We start from the raw sequence: 14,077 nt of genomic DNA, 5'->3' as shown, positions 1-14,077 counted from the left end.
TGTTTTCTCTGTCCACCAGCGACCACTGGGGTTTGAGAGCACCCGTACACTGGGACGGCATGAGCGATAACTCCCTGGCCAGATTCTTTTCCGCATTCAACGACATTGAGCAGTTTCTCCGCCAGGCCGTCGGGGCCAAGAACTCCGACTCCTTCTGGTGGATTGTCGACCGCGCACACGACAAACACCTGCTCAGCAAGCGCCAGGCAGAGCAGCTCAAGGACTTAGGTAATCTGCGCAACGCCATCGCCCACGGCCGCTATTTCGACGGCGAGCCCATCGCTACCCCGCACCCACAGGTGCTGGCGCAGCTAGAGAACCTCCAGCGGCTTCTTACAGATCCGCCCACGGCACAGTCCTTACTCGCCAACCGTGAGGTCACCACACTTGGCCCCGATACCCCGATCATGGAGGCTCTCCGGCTCATTAATAGGACCGGCTATTCGCAGATCCCGATTTATGATTCCGGCGCTTACCAAGCCCTCCTCACGACCAATGTCATCGCCCGCTGGGTCGCAGCAGATTTGGGAGACGATGGTGTGGTCAACGCGGCGTCGATTAGCGCCGTTCTAGAGTTTGCAGAGAAGAAGGACAGGGCCGAGTTCCTTCCCCGCAACGCCAGTGCGCAAGAGGTCATCGATGCCCTCACCGAACCCGCGGCGGACGGCACGCATCCTAGTGCGGTTCTCCTTACCGAGCAGGGCAAGCCTTCGCAGCGCCCGCTCGCCATCGCAACGCCAGCGGATCTTGCAGTCTTGGTCGACGCCCTTGAGTGGGAATAATTACCCGGCTAAACTTTGTTGACATGTCACAGAGAGGAGTATGGCATGCAATTTAGAGTCTTTAGCATCGGTGATGTCACGCAAGATCCCACCACCGGTCGCACCCCCACCGAGGCCGAGCGCATCCGCGCTATGACAGAAATCGCCCTCAAGGCAGAGGAGGTGGGCCTCGACGTCTTCGCCACCGGCGAGCACCACAACCCACCCTTCGTCCCGTCCGCACCCACCACCCATCTGGCCTACATCGCGGCGCAGACGAAGAACCTGCACCTCTCCACTGCCACCACGCTGATCACCACCAACGACCCCGTCCGGCTTGCAGAGGACTACGCTTTTCTCCAGCACCTGGCTGACGGGCACATCGATCTCATGCTGGGCCGCGGTAACACCGGTCCGGTTTACCCGTGGTTTGGCAAAGATATCCGCGAAGGCATCCCTCTGGCGGTGGAGAACTATCACCTGTTGCGCCGCCTCTGGCGCGAACCTGTCGTGTCCTGGCAAGGAAAGTTCCGCACCCCACTGCAGGGATTCACCTCCACACCGGCGCCGCTTGACGGTATCCCGCCCTTTGTGTGGCACGGATCCATCCGCTCCCCGCAGATCGCTGAGCAGGCGGCCTATTACGGTGATGGTTTCTTCCACAACAACATCTTCTGGAACAAGGAACACACCGCGAAAATGGTGAACCTCTACCGCACCCGCTACGAATCCTACGGTCATGGTCGCGCGGATCAGGCCATCGTGGGCCTCGGCGGGCACGTCTTCATCGGGTCTACCGAGCAGGAGGCGAAGGATTTCTTCCGCCCCTACTTCGACAACGCTCCGGTCTACGGCCACGGCCCTTCCTTGGAAGAATTCACCGCACAAACCCCGCTGACGGTAGGCACGGTGGAGCAGGTGGTAGAACGAACCCTGCAGTTCGCCGACTGGGTGGGCGACTATCAGCGCCAGCTCTTCCTTATCGATCATGCCGGCCTCCCGCAAGAGGTGGTGCTGGAGCAGATTGAGATTCTAGGGACGCAGGTCGTCCCTGAGCTGCGCCGCCGCTTTGAGGAGCGCCGCCCGGATCATGTACCTTCTGACCCACCAACGCACGCCACGCTCGGTAGTTATGAGCCACACGCGTTGGTCAATCCTGGAGAGGAGAAGTAGATGCGGTCACTCGTTGTCGTTACGGCCGGGTTGTCATCGCCGTCCTCGACGCGCGCGCTTGCCGACGCCCTCTCGGCCGCCACCTCCGCCCACGTCACCGCGCGGGGCGAAGGCACCGACATCACCGTCGTGGAGCTCCGGGACCTCGCGAGCGAGCTAGCTGAAGCAATGACGAACTGGGTTTCGCCCACGCCCCGCCTTAACGCGGCTCAGTCCGCGGTGCTGGATGCCGACGGCCTCATCGCGGTCAGTCCCGTGTTCCAGGGCAGTTACTCGGGACTGTTCAAGATGTTCTTCGACACCTTGGAGCCGCATTCCTTGGAGGGGCTTCCTACCCTCATCGCGGCCACGGGCGGCTCCAGCCGTCACGCCCTAGTGTTGGATTATGCCCTGCGCCCACTACTCAATTACCTGCATGCCACGGTGGTCCCCACCGGGATCTTCCAGGCCACGGAGGACTTTGGCACTGCTGAGGGCGCGCGCAATGAAAAGCGCATCGAGCGCGCCACGGGCGAGCTCGCAGACCTCATGGTGCGCCCGCTCGACCGCGTAGCTGGCCTTGCCGGCTCTCTCGGCGAACCGCGCAACACGCACCAGGGTTCTACCGGGAAGGCACCTGATTCGGGCTCAGGGGGATTCCGCGAACTCCTGTCCCGCCACGACGGCCAACCGGGCTAAGCAACTACTGGGGGCGCTCGGTACTATCGTAAGGCGTAACTTATCTAACGCTTCTAAGGAGGTTTAACCCCCCATGACAATTAGCGTGACCGACATCTTCTCGATCGGTATCGGTCCCTCCTCCTCCCACACCGTGGGCCCGATGCGTGCTGCTAAGGCCTTCCTCGAGACCCTTGAGCAACACCCGGCAAAGGTCCACATCGAACTGCGTGGCTCTTTGTCCGCTACCGGCCGTGGACACGCTACGGACCGGGCCGTCATTCTAGGCCTCGCCGGGTGGGATCCGCTCTCCGTTCCGCTCGATGCTGAGCCACGCGCAGATGCCTTCATCCCCACCGAGGGCAGCATCAGCGGCCCAGCAGGTGAGGTGGACTACAGCATCGAATTCAACAACGAGCCGGTGCCCGAGCACCCGAACTGCCTCATTTTCACTGCTTGGGACGAAGACGGCTCCATCCTCGCCGAGAACGCGGAGTATTTCTCCGTCGGTGGCGGGTTCATCCTGTCCCGCGAGGAGTTTGATGCCCAGCTTCAAACCGACTCCGGCGTTCCAGCAGGTGTCGCCGCGGCGACTGCTGAGGACACCGTTCCTTATGAGTTCCAATCGGGTGAGCACCTGCTTCACCTGTGCGCTGCCAATGACATGGCCATTTGGGAGATCGTTGCGGCAAACGAGGCTGTGCTTCACCGCGACGAGGGCGGTCTCGACTACGTCTACCAACACCTCGACCTTGTGTGGGACATTATGCGCGAATGCGTGACCGAGGGAATCTCCACCAAGGGAATCTTGCCTGGTGGCCTGCGCGTCAACCGCCGCGCGCCGCAGATGTACCAACAGTTGTTGGCCAAGCAGGACGACGAATCCTGTGGCTTCTCTGCGATGGAGTGGGTAAACCTCTACGCGCTCGCCGTCAACGAGCAGAATGCCGCCGGCGGCCGCGTCATCACGGCGCCGACGAATGGTGCTTGTGGCATCATCCCGGCAGTGCTCCATTATGCCCGCGACTTCATGGCGGACTTCACGCGCGCCGATGCCCGCCGCTACCTGCTGACCGCGGGTGCCGTTGGCATCATCATCAAGTCCAATGCCTCCATTTCAGGCGCCGAGGTGGGCTGTCAGGGTGAGGTAGGCTCCGCCTCCTCTATGGCTGCGGCCGGCATGGCCGAACTGCTTGGGGGAACTCCGGCACAGGTAGAGAATGCTGCCGAGATCGCGCTTGAGCACAACCTCGGCTTGACCTGCGACCCGGTCGGCGGCCTCGTGCAGATTCCCTGCATCGAGCGCAACGCCATCGGTGCCGTCAAGTCCATTAACGCCGCACGCCTGGCCCGCATGGGCGAGGGAACGCACCACGTTACCCTCGATAACGCGGTGCGCACGATGGCCGAAACGGGGCGCGACATGCTCTCCAAGTACAAGGAGACCTCGCTCGGTGGTCTAGCGAAGACGATGGGCTTCACCGTCTCCCAGGTGGAGTGCTAGACCAGCTGACGAAGCTGCTTGACGACGTCCCCCACGGGGACGTCGTGCTGCTCGTGCGCGCGCAGATCCTTGAGCGCCACGGTGCCAGACTCTAGCTCTTGGTCACCGAGGACGAGGGCGAAACGCGCGTTGGCGCGGTCCGCGCCCTTCATCGCGCCTTTGAGGCCGCGGTCACCGAAGGACATGTCCGCGGAAATACCGGCCTTGCGCAAGTCATTAATGATGCTGACCATTTTCTTTTTTGCTGCAGCGCCCAAGGCCACGCCGTAGACGGCCACACGCTCGTCGACGTCATCGAGCTCCACGCCCTCGGCTTCCAGGGCCAAAACCGTGCGGTCCACGCCGAGGCCATAGCCGATGCCGGACAGCTCCTGCCCGCCGAGCTGGGCCATGAGGCCGTCATAACGGCCGCCGCCACCAATGCCAGACTGCGCGCCTAGACCATCGTGGACGAATTCGAAACAGGTCTTCGTGTAATAGTCGAGGCCGCGGACCATGCGCGGGTTGATGGTGTAGGACACGCCCATGTCATCGAGCAGGCCGGTGACCGTCTCGAAGTGCTCGCGGCATTCGGCGTTGAGGTGGTCGAGCATGAGGGGGGCGTCGACAAGCTGCTCCTGGACCTCCGGGCGCTTGTCATCGAGAACGCGCAAGGGGTTCAGCTCCGCGCGGGCCTTGGTTTCCTCATCCAAGTCGAGCTTGAACAGGAACTCCTGCAGCTTCTCACGATAAGCGGGGCGGCACTCGTGGTCTCCCAAGCTCGTAAGCTCGAGGCGGAACTGGCTCAGTCCCAGGCTGCGGTAGGAGCGATCCGCCAAGGCAATGATCTCTGCGTCCAGCGCCGGATCATCCACGCCGATGGCCTCCACTCCGACCTGCTGCAGCTGGCGATAGCGGCCCGCCTGCGGGCGCTCGTAGCGGAAGAAAGGACCATAGTAGTTCAGCTTGACCGGCAGTTGGCCGCGGTCGAGGTTGTGTTCAATGACCGCACGCATGACACCAGCGGTGCCTTCTGGGCGCAGTGTCACGGAACGATCGCCACGATCGGCAAAGGTGTACATTTCCTTGGACACGACATCCGTGGACTCCCCCACTCCGCGGGCGAACAACGAGGTGTCCTCGAAGATTGGGAGTTCGATGTGTTGGAAGCCGGACAGGTGTGCCTGGTGCACGAAGGTGTCGCGCACCTTGGCAAAGATGGCCGATTGCGGCGGGACGTAGTCCGGCACACCTTTAGGCGCGGACAGGGCTTTGAACTGCTTCTTATCACTCACGCCCTTTAGAGTACATCCCCCGCTGCGCGTAGAAACGGATTAGTCGCGCGTTCACGACGCATAGTCGTGGTCGGGCCATGGCCCGGCAAGATAGCGAGGGAGTCATCGAGGCCCCACACCGGGCCGCGCAAGGAACGCTGCATCGCGGCGTGGTCGGAGTGCGGCAAGTCGGTGCGCCCGATGGAGCCCTTAAACAGCACGTCGCCCGTTAGGGCAACCCCCTCAGCCACGAGAATGACGCATCCGGGCGAGTGACCTGGTGCATGGAGCAGCTTGAGCTCAAGGCCAACCAGATTCAACGTTTCTCCACCGATCAAGTCGCGGCGGTCCGCTACCTGCTTCATGGAGGCGGCAGCAAAGAGCATCTGCGATTCGGGAGACACACCGGAGCCATCCACGAGCATGAACGCGTCATCCGGGTGGATGTAGACCGGTAGATCGAACTCGGCAGCATCTCGTGTGTGGTCAATGTGACCGTGAGTGAGCACGACGGCCTCAAACTCCAAGGACTTCTCACGCGCGAGCTGCTCGAGCTTCTCGCGCGTGTGCATCCCTGGGTCCACGATGAACGCCCGGGATCCGTTAGCCACCACATAAGTGTTGGTTTTATAGGGCCCGGCGGCGAAACCGTAGATTTCGGGAGCGCTCATTACTTGAGGGCTGCCAAAGCTGCGTCGTAGTCCGGCTCAGTCGTGACCTCCGGAACCAGCTCGGTGTAGGTCACCTTGTGGTCCTCGTCGGTGACGATGACCGCGCGGGCGAACAGGCCCTTGAGTGGGGACCCCTCTAGCACGAGGCCCAGCTTATCCGCGAAGTCAGAGCGGAAGTCAGAGGCGCTGACGACATTCTCAATGCCCTCAGCTGCGCAGAAACGCTCCTGTGCGAACGGCAGGTCACGAGAGACAGACAGAACAACAGTGTTCTCCAGTCCAGCCGCCTCCTCGTTGAACTTGCGCAGCTGCGCCGCGCACACACCAGTGTCGACGGATGGGAAGCATGAAACGACGAGGCGCTTGCCGGCGAAGTCTGCCTTGGTCAGCTCTGCCAGATCGGTACCGACAAGGGTGAAGTCCGGCAGGACCTCACCAACCTTGGGCAGCTCGGCGTTGGTTTCGACGGGTTCATTCTGAAAATTCGTTGTAGCCATGGCACCCAAGCGTACTGACGCGCGGGGCGTCGCGCCATGATGTAGGACGGTGCGGTTAGGATAGGTGAGTCGAAAGTTGTGAACCACCACTGTGGAGGAAACATAGGTGTCTACTAACAGCCAGCGCTTGGATGATGCGCTCAACCAGCTCGATCGCGAGCTGAAGTCCCGCGACCGTAAACAGAAGAGCCGCCCACTTGGCGTTGTTGTGATGGCAGCCGTCGTCATTATTGCCCTCGTCGGCGGAATCTGGTTCTTGGCTACCCGCTCGTCGGAGGAAGAGGAGATTCAGGCCGAGGAGAGCTCGGCCGCGGAGACCACAACCGAAGCCCCCACCGCCGAGCCTTTGACCGGCAAGCGTGCCACACCGCTGGGTGACACCGTAACGTGTGAATACCCAGAAGCAGGTGACGCCTCCCGTGAGGTGCCTACGCCTAACGGCAAGGACATTCCAGCCAAGGGTGAGGTGACCGTCAACTTCGCCACCAAGCAGGGCGACATCGAGATGACCCTCGACCGCTCCCTGGCTCCGTGTACCGTCAACGCAATCACGGACATGATTTCGGCGAAGTACTATGACGACACCGTGTGCCACCGCATGACCGATGGCACCATCTTCGTTCTGCAGTGTGGCGACCCGACCGGCCAGGGCGCCGGTGGACCGGGCTTCCAGTTTGCCAACGAGTACCCCACCGATGAGTCTGACGATGCCGCCAAGGCACAGCCTGCCCTGTACCCGAAGGGCTCCATCGCGATGGCCAACGCCGGCGAAGATACCAACGGTTCGCAGTTCTTCATTAACTACAAGGACTCGACGCTTCCTCCCTCCTACACCTACTTTGGTGATTTGACGGAGAAGGGTCAGAAGACCATCGACGCTATCGCTGCTAAGGGCGTCAAGGATGGACAGTCTGACGGAGAGCCCGCCGAAGAGGTGCGCATCACCAAGGCAACCATCGAGGGATAAGTTTTACCCCCTTTACGGTGATTAGCCCCACTCGCGTTCAGCGAGCGGGGCCATTTCTTTATCACTCCGCCCCACCCCATCCAGTACTAAGAATTTCTTAGCCTTGAGCAGTTCATTTGGCAAACCACTCACCCACCACGGGCACCTCTGTTTAATATCCCCAGCTCACATACGGCGGCCAGCAGATACACAGACTCACCAACTAATTGCCAAATCTCTTGCAAATCGCACAATGTCTCAGTAGCATCTGTGAGGTCTTTGAAATTCCCGAGATCTTAAGGAACGAGAATGAAGTTCTTCTCCCGTAAGGCCCTTGTTGCTGCCGCTACCGCTGCAACCGTTTCCCTGTCCGGCGTGTCCGTTGCTTCCGCTGAGGACACCGCTGAGGACACCACAGTCGTAACCAACGAGTCCGCAGACTCCGAGACCACCACGGACAACGACAAGGAGACCGACAACTCCGAGTCCACCACGGACAACAACAAGGAGACCGACAACTCCGAGTCCGAGAACGACAAGGAGAAGGAAGAGGAGTCCTCTTCTTCCTCCTCCAACGACTCTGAGGGTTCCTCCATCACCGACATGAAGCCGTCTGAGATCCGCGACTGGATCGCAGTCTTCACCGCCATCATCGGCGCTCTGGGCACCGTCTTCGCCTTCTACCAGAAGAACTTCGCTCCTAACGCGAAGTAATTCGGTTTCTCTTTCCACCCTCTCCAAAGATTAGGACACTCCACCATGAAGTTCTTCTCCCGTAAGTCCCTCGTTGCCGTCGCTACCGCTGCAACCATCACCTTCTCCGGCACCGCTGTTGCTTCCGCTGCTCCGGTCGAGAACGATAGCTCCTCCGCTGCTTTCTTCGCTCTCTCCTCCGACGATGAGGGCAACGTCAGCCCGAAGGAGATCCGCGAGTGGATCAAGGTTATCACCTCCATCATCGGCGCCATGGATGACGCATTGCGTCTCGGCGACAAGCTCGCTGGCAACTAAGCCGCAAGCACGTAAGTCTCCTCCCGCGTTCAACGCGCCGGAGGAGATTTTTCGTTTTGCGGGCTGGCCATCCCCCGTTTGACCGTTACTGCCCTAGACACTGCTGCCCTGGACGTGCTGCCTTAGTTGCCAAAGTTTTCCCTCCCGCCCCGGGGATCGGGCTATGTTTTCGTCACGTAGGGCAGTCTGGTCCCCACCCCATGAGGCTCGCGCTCTCGTGTGGAATGGAGAAAGGTGTCTCGGCACGTCCTTCAGGACTCCAACCCTCACAGTGGTTAGCAGGTCTAACAGCTGGCGAGAATCTATTCGCTATCCTTTTGCGAGTCTTCTTCGACTTCTTCGATGCGCTCGGCGCCGAGGATATCCTTAAACACTGAAGCGTCGACAAGCTGGCCACGGCGGATGACCGAAATCTGACCAGTCGGTTCCAGAATCATAAGCTGGACGTCGCTACGCCGTCCGAGCCCCGCCTTGCGCACAGCGGAATTGATATCCCTCTCGGTGATGTGCGCAAAATGCATGTTGTCCTCTTGCAGTTCCCCCTTGTACACCAAAAGGACCGGTTTTCGGTCAATGAACCTCGACCACCTCACCAGCTGTCTGAAGGTGCCGAAAGCGGCCTCCAACAACATGAGCGTAAACAATCCGATGATGCCGGCGGCAAGCGTGGGCGGGTTGCCTACGATGACGCGTCCCGAAACCGCACCAAACATAATGATGATGACAGCATCTGAGGCCGTGATAGACGTCAGCACCCGACTACCGAAAAGCTTGACCAAGAGCATGAAAGCCAAGTAGATGCCCAGCGTTGCGAACATCACCACCGGGATGCGGTGAGGCTCGATGCCGAGCTGATACATTGCCTCGCGTCCAAATAGCCTCAGTGTATCCACAGCTTCCCACCATACCTTCCGCATGCGAAAAGCCCGCACCTCAGTGCGGGCTTTAGGAACGAGACTGACTAGATGTTGAACTGCTTGCGCAGCTGCTCAATCATCTGCTGTACCGGAGCCGGTAGCGCGCCTGCCGGCAGGTTAATAGCGCCAATCACAGCGGCAATGGCAGCAGCAATGGCCACGGTGATCCCCACGCCCAGGCCGACGGAGGACGCTACATCCTTGTTGGAGCCGTTATCCTTCGGATCCTTCGGGTTCTCTGGGTCCTTCGGGTCCTCGTCGTTACCCGCGCCCTCAAGGGTGATAGGCAGGACAGCCTTAGTACCAGCATCCGTGGTGATGGACAGCTTCTGCTCGCCCTCTAGGCCCTCCGGGATGGTGAGCTTGACGGTTGCGCGGCCACGCTCGCCAAACTGCTCATCACCCGGCTGTGCTGCGTTATCAATGTCTTCCTCAGCCTTAGCGTCACCCAGTGCAACGGTGACCTTCTTAGCCTGCGGCTCCTCAGCGTTGGAGTAGTTCAGGGAAGACAGGTCAATGGTAATCTCGCTGCCCGGCTTCAGGTCCCCCTCAATGTGAGCACCGATCTGACCCTGGCCGGTGCGGACCTTGGACTCTCCGGACGCAATGTAGTCAATCATCGCCTGGGTGTCCATGTGGCCAACGTCATTGCGGTTCTTGATGGAACCGGGCTCGAAGAAGCCATCGCCGCCTGCTTCCGTATCGCTGGATGCGAGGAAGGAGGACAGAGCAATGCTGTAATTCTTGTTCGGGTCAATCGGTTCACCGTTAATGGTGACGGACTTAACGCGCTTGCCTTGCTCAGCCTTCTGGTCGTAGACAACGGTGACGTTGTTGGACAGGCCTAGAGCCAGACGTGGGCGGGACTGGCCAGGCTTCCACTGGTTTTCCAGTGCGGTGATGAAGTCAGCTCCGCTGACCTCAGCGGTAATCACGGAGTTTCCGAAAGGCTGAACAGCAAAGATGTCCTGGTATGTAACGTCACCTTCCTTGAGGTCGGCGCGCACACCGCCCGCGTTCATGACGCCAATTTCGATGTCCTTGCCCGCCGGCTTGGCTAGAGCGTAGCGCTGACCTTCCGCAATGAAGTTGTTAAGGGTGGACTCCACACCGCGGTTGGAACCGGTGTCCTTGCCCTCATCAGAACCGCGGTACATGGCCTTCTCAGTGGTACCAGCAGTCTTAGCACCCTCAATCTCCGCTACCTTCTTTGCTTCCTCGACGACCTTAGCTACCTCGGGGTCGTCTTCGAGGCCCTGCAGCTGGGAGAAGACCTCTGCGTCGGCCACATCGTACTGCTTGAGATCAATCTTGGTGATCTTCTTCTCGGCCTTGTCGTAGGTGATGTCGGCGTCGTTAAGCACCTTGCCGTACTCGTAGCCCTGTGCCCAGTACAGCGGCAATGCGCCGTCACGGGCAATTTCGCCCTGGGTCTTGACGTGAGTATCACCGCCGAAGAGGATGTCCACGTCCTTGCTGAAGCCCTCAGCGAACTGCTGGGCGTCCTCGTGCATGAGCGCCACAACCACCTCTGCCTCGCCGGACTCTTTCAGACGGGCGGCTTCCTTATTGGTGGCCTCGACCGGGTCGGAGAATTCGACGCCCGGGATGGACGCAGCGGACACCTTGTACTTGGTGTTCTCGGTGACGGTACCAACGAAGCCCACCTTCACACCGTCTACCTCCTTGACGAAGGAAGCATCGAGCAGGGGCTTGCCATCTTTGGTGACGTTGGCGCCCAGGATCGGGAAGTTGGACTGGTCCTTGATACGGCCCATCAGGTCATCGGTGCCCTTGTCGAACTCGTGGTTGCCCACGGCCGTGACATCGAGATTCATAGCATTGAGGGCCTCGTTGGTGTACTTGTCCCCAGAAATCGCAGACACGAAAGCGGAACCGCCAACGTTATCACCGGAGGAGGTCAAGGCGTACTCCTGGTCCTTGTTGACGGCCTTAATGAGCGCAGCCATGCGAGCAGCACCCATCTCGGAGTAACCAACCAGTTCCTCGGTTTCTTTATCAAAGTTTTCGGCCAGCTCAAGGTGGCCGTGGAAATCGGTGAAGTTGGTGACGGAGAAGGTCACCTGGTCGGCCTCAGCGGCGAAGGCAGGTGCGCCGGAGACGGCAACGGCGGTGACTGTGGTGGCGGCCAACAGCTGGCCAAAGCGGCGGAAATTCACGTGGTACTCCTGAAGATGAGAGGAATCTTGTCCACGCGTTTATAACGCATCCATCACGGTGGCGCAGGGCTCGCTAACGCTGCCACCTGCAGGTTCACCTAGTGTCTTCCCCGTTTTCATCCCTGCGCAACCCAGTGTTCAACCACACACCCCCCGGTTGAGGGGTGGTGGTTTAGCCGTGGGCCTCAGTTCGCCTAGGCGGTGACGCGGTAAACGTCGAAGACTCCCTCGGTGTTGCGCAGCGTCGTCATGAGCTGCCCCAGCTGCTTGGTATCGGACACCGAGAAGGTAAAGCGAACGGTCGCGATGTGGTCATCGCCGCGGTTGGACGTCATCGATAGCACGTTGAGGCTCTGCTCGCTGAAGATACGAGTCAGCTCAAAGAGCAGGCCCTGGCGGTCGATGGCCTCAAGTTGCAGCGTTGCGGAGAAAGCACCAGAAGACTTCGGCCCACCGGCCCACTCCACCTGCATCATGCGCTCCGGCTCGGACTTCAGCTTTTCAGCGTTGGTGCAGTCAGCACGGTGCACAGACACCCCACCGCCGCGGGTAACGAAGCCAAAGATGGCGTCTCCTGGCACGGGCTGGCAGCACTTCGCCAACTTGGCCATGACGTCTGGGCTTCCCTCCACCAGAATGCCGGTGCCGGATGCGGAATCCTTCGTATGCTGCGCGCGGGAGTTCTCCAGCTCACTCAGCGGGGTGCGCGAAGCCAAGGCATCGACAGCGTCATCTTGATCCCCAAAGAGAGCCATGAGCTGATTAGCAACGTGCTGCGCCGATACGTGGCCCGCGCCGATAGCGGTGTACAACGCATCCACGTCGGGATAGTGCAGCTGCTCGGCCACCTGCTTCATCGAGCTGGCGGTGAACAAGCGGTGCATGGGCAAACCACCGCGCTGAACCTCAGCGGCCAGGGCATCGCGCCCGGCTTCAAGATGCTCCTCACGGCGCTCTTTGGCAAACCACTGCCGCACCTTCGTCTTCGCCCGGGGCGACACCAAGAACTCCTGCCAATCCCGCGACGGTCCTGCGTTCGGATCCTTCGAAGTGAAAATTTCCACCTTGTCGCCGGACTTGAGCTCAGACTCCAAAGCCACGAGTTTGCCATTGACCTTGGCGCCGATACACCTGTGCCCCACCTCGGTGTGCACAGCGTAGGCAAAGTCAACGGGGGTGGAACCGGCAGGCAGGTTAACCACGTCGCCCTTCGGCGTAAACGCAAAGATCTGCTTAGCGGTCAGGTCATAGCGCAAGGAGTCGAGGAACTCGTTGGGATCTGCTGCTTCCTTTTGCCAATCCAGCAGCTGGCGCATCCACGCCATCTGGTCGACTTCTTCCTGGTGGCCGGAATTCTTGCCTTTGGTTTCCTTGTAGCGCCAATGCGCCGCCACGCCGAACTCAGCGTTGTAGTGCATCTCGTGCGTGCGCACCTGCACTTCAAGAGTGGAGCCACCGGCCGCAATCACGGTGGTATGCAGCGATTGGTACACGCCGAAGCGTGGTGAGGAGATGTAGTCCTTGAAGCGCCCCGGAAGAGCCTGGTACAGCGAGTGCACTACACCGATCGCCGCGTAGCAAGAATTAATGTCATCGACAAGGATGCGAATACCGACGAGATCAAAAATCTCAGCGAAGTCACGTCCGCGCACAATCATCTTCTGGTAAATCGACCAGTAGTGCTTCGGGCGGCCCATCACCTCGGCCTCGATGCCGTTGGCCTTCAGCGCCTGGCTAACCTGAGCCTTGATCTCTTTGAGCGCTCGATCGCGCGAGGGCGCACGGTCGGCCACCATGCGTACGATTTCGTCATACTTCTTCGGGTACAGGATGGCGAAGGCCAAATCCTCAAGTTCCCATTTGACGCTGGCCATTCCGAGGCGGTGAGCCAGCGGCGCGATGACGTCGAGAGTCTGGCGTGCCTTCTTCGCCTGCTTTTCCGGCGGGAGGAAGCGCATCGTGCGCATGTTGTGGAGACGGTCGCACACCTTGATAACCAACACGCGCGGATCAGTAGCCATTGCCACAATCATCTTGCGGATCGTTTCCGCTTCCGCAGCGGCGCCGAGTGCAACCTTGTCGAGCTTCGTAACACCATCGACGAGTCGGGCCACCTCAGGACCAAAATCACGAGTCAGATCCTCGAGCGAGTAGTCGGTATCCTCCACCGTGTCATGCAGCAACGCTGCTGCGACGGTCGTGGTGTCCATACCTATCTCCGCGGCGATGGTGGCTACCGCCAGCGGGTGCGTGATGTATGGCTCACCGGACTTGCGGAAAACGCCTTCGTGCAGACGCTGTGCCGTGGTGTAGGCGTTGTTGAGTAGTTCCGCGTCGGCCTTCGGATGAAACTCCCGGTGAATGGACATCAGAGGGTCGAGCGCCGGATTGATCTTTACTCTGCCGCCCGTGAGCGAACGAGCCAGGCGGGCGGACATGCCGCGGACGCCGCCTGGCCGCCATGCAGTCTTGTCCTGCTTTTCAGTCGTCATGTCTGCCTCCGCGAA

The 14,077-nt window shown here is 60.2% G+C and carries 13 protein-coding genes; 7 read left to right on the top strand and 6 right to left on the bottom strand.

The window, feature by feature from the left end; genetic code table 11:
- Positions 1-59 precede the first annotated feature (59 nt).
- From HMPREF3056_RS02100 to HMPREF3056_RS02085, 4 genes are all read left to right on the top strand, one after another.
- Positions 60-782, top strand: coding sequence for a CBS domain-containing protein (locus tag HMPREF3056_RS02100; RefSeq protein WP_070545636.1), 723 nt, complete (start codon positions 60-62; stop codon positions 780-782).
- A gap of 45 nt (positions 783-827) precedes the next feature.
- Complete coding sequence (locus HMPREF3056_RS02095; protein WP_070545634.1) at positions 828-1,934, top strand: LLM class flavin-dependent oxidoreductase; 1,107 nt, start codon at positions 828-830, stop codon at positions 1,932-1,934.
- Positions 1,935-2,612, top strand: a complete 678-nt coding sequence (locus tag HMPREF3056_RS02090; protein WP_049154570.1) for an FMN reductase — start codon at positions 1,935-1,937, stop codon at positions 2,610-2,612. It abuts the gene before it with no gap.
- Between the two features lie 73 nt (positions 2,613-2,685).
- Positions 2,686-4,095: an L-serine ammonia-lyase gene (locus HMPREF3056_RS02085; RefSeq protein ID WP_070754014.1), complete on the top strand. Its 1,410-nt coding sequence runs from the start codon at positions 2,686-2,688 to the stop codon at positions 4,093-4,095.
- Here HMPREF3056_RS02085 and hisS read toward each other — a convergent pair.
- From hisS to tpx, 3 genes are read right to left on the bottom strand one after another with little or no spacing between them, the layout of a single operon-like run.
- The gene (gene hisS, locus HMPREF3056_RS02080; protein ID WP_070545625.1) at positions 4,092-5,369 is read right to left on the bottom strand and encodes a histidine--tRNA ligase; all 1,278 of its coding nucleotides are present in this window, start codon (positions 5,367-5,369) and stop codon (positions 4,092-4,094) included. The two genes, HMPREF3056_RS02085 and hisS, sit on opposite strands and share 4 nt — an antisense overlap.
- 5 nt (positions 5,370-5,374) lie before the next feature.
- Positions 5,375-6,019: an MBL fold metallo-hydrolase gene (locus HMPREF3056_RS02075; protein ID WP_046648577.1), complete on the bottom strand. Its 645-nt coding sequence runs from the start codon at positions 6,017-6,019 to the stop codon at positions 5,375-5,377.
- Positions 6,019-6,516: a thiol peroxidase gene (gene tpx / locus HMPREF3056_RS02070; RefSeq protein WP_070754013.1), complete on the bottom strand. Its 498-nt coding sequence runs from the start codon at positions 6,514-6,516 to the stop codon at positions 6,019-6,021. Before tpx ends, HMPREF3056_RS02075 begins: the two co-directional genes overlap by 1 nt.
- Positions 6,517-6,622: 106 nt before the next feature.
- Between tpx and HMPREF3056_RS02065 the strand changes: the two genes are divergently transcribed.
- The 3 genes from HMPREF3056_RS02065 (at position 6,623) to HMPREF3056_RS02055 (ending at position 8,473) form a co-directional block, all read left to right on the top strand.
- Positions 6,623-7,483 carry a peptidylprolyl isomerase gene (locus tag HMPREF3056_RS02065; RefSeq protein WP_070679737.1) on the top strand — a complete coding sequence of 287 codons (861 nt, stop codon included), beginning with the start codon at positions 6,623-6,625 and terminating at the stop codon, positions 7,481-7,483.
- A gap of 288 nt (positions 7,484-7,771) precedes the next feature.
- Positions 7,772-8,176, top strand: a complete 405-nt coding sequence (locus HMPREF3056_RS02060) for a hypothetical protein (protein ID WP_070679734.1) — start codon at positions 7,772-7,774, stop codon at positions 8,174-8,176.
- A 45-nt stretch (positions 8,177-8,221) separates the two neighbouring features.
- On the top strand, positions 8,222-8,473 hold the full coding sequence (locus HMPREF3056_RS02055) for a hypothetical protein (RefSeq protein ID WP_046648585.1): 252 nt from the start codon (positions 8,222-8,224) through the stop codon (positions 8,471-8,473).
- 302 nt (positions 8,474-8,775) lie between these two features.
- Here the strand turns inward: HMPREF3056_RS02055 and HMPREF3056_RS02050 are convergent, their stop codons facing one another.
- From HMPREF3056_RS02050 to HMPREF3056_RS02040, 3 genes are all read right to left on the bottom strand, one after another.
- Positions 8,776-9,333: a DUF421 domain-containing protein gene (locus HMPREF3056_RS02050; protein WP_180963910.1), complete on the bottom strand. Its 558-nt coding sequence runs from the start codon at positions 9,331-9,333 to the stop codon at positions 8,776-8,778.
- Between the two features lie 101 nt (positions 9,334-9,434).
- On the bottom strand, positions 9,435-11,570 hold the full coding sequence (locus HMPREF3056_RS02045; protein WP_070679732.1) for a bifunctional metallophosphatase/5'-nucleotidase: 2,136 nt from the start codon (positions 11,568-11,570) through the stop codon (positions 9,435-9,437).
- 194 nt (positions 11,571-11,764) lie between these two features.
- On the bottom strand, positions 11,765-14,062 hold the full coding sequence (locus HMPREF3056_RS02040) for a RelA/SpoT family protein (protein ID WP_049154885.1): 2,298 nt from the start codon (positions 14,060-14,062) through the stop codon (positions 11,765-11,767).
- Between the last annotated feature and the right edge of the window lie 15 nt (positions 14,063-14,077).

Origin of the sequence: Corynebacterium sp. HMSC056F09, from assembly GCF_001815785.1 — a bacterium.
GTDB classification, from domain to species: domain Bacteria; phylum Actinomycetota; class Actinomycetes; order Mycobacteriales; family Mycobacteriaceae; genus Corynebacterium; species Corynebacterium hiratae.
Note: the sequence above shows the minus strand (reverse complement) of the source record. Positions and strands in the feature narration are given on the sequence as shown.